We start from the raw sequence: 633 nt of genomic DNA, 5'->3' as shown, positions 1-633 counted from the left end.
TATCGGCAAGCCGGTCCAGTTGCTGCTCCCGGTGAGCGGCATAATCTACGCCGCGATTATCGTGCAGACCGGCCCAGGCAAGGATGGCGTTGCCACTGTCTGCCAAATCAAACAAACCGTGCAGGTAACACCCCATCACCTGGCCATCCTCACTCATGGCCCCATCGTATCGGTCACCCAGCATCAGCATGGGGCGGCTCAGCGCCTCTCCGCGGGTAATACCGTTATGAATCTCGTAACCTTGAACAGGCGAATCTGAGGCCAGCAGTTTCCCCTTTGTGTTGGCAAGCTGTTTGCCCGCTATCAACTCGGTGCTCATGGCCAGCCAGCCCAGCCCCTGGCTGCTACCGGGGTGACTCTCCAGCCCCTGAGGGTCATCAATCCGCTCGCCGAGCATCTGAAATCCCCCGCAAATACCCAGCACCTTGCCGCCGTAACGCAAGTGCTTTTCGATCTGCTTGTCCCAGCCTTGTTCGCGCAGGAAGGCCAGGTCCGCACGGGTGGCCTTGCTGCCCGGGAGAATCACCAGATCCGCCTGCGGCCAGGCTTCCCCCATCCTGACGAAGCGCAGGTTCACACTGGGATGCAGTCGCAGGGGATCGAAATCGTTATGGTTGCTCATGCGCGGCAACA

At 60.2% G+C, this 633-nt stretch carries 1 pseudogene; it reads right to left on the bottom strand.

What is annotated here, in order from left to right:
* Nucleotides 1–633 (bottom strand): annotated as a pseudogene (locus A3730_RS22795) (cobyric acid synthase CobQ); the annotation flags it as partial.

It is taken from the genome of Alcanivorax sp. HI0044, assembly GCF_001634945.1.
Note: the sequence above shows the minus strand (reverse complement) of the source record. Positions and strands in the feature narration are given on the sequence as shown.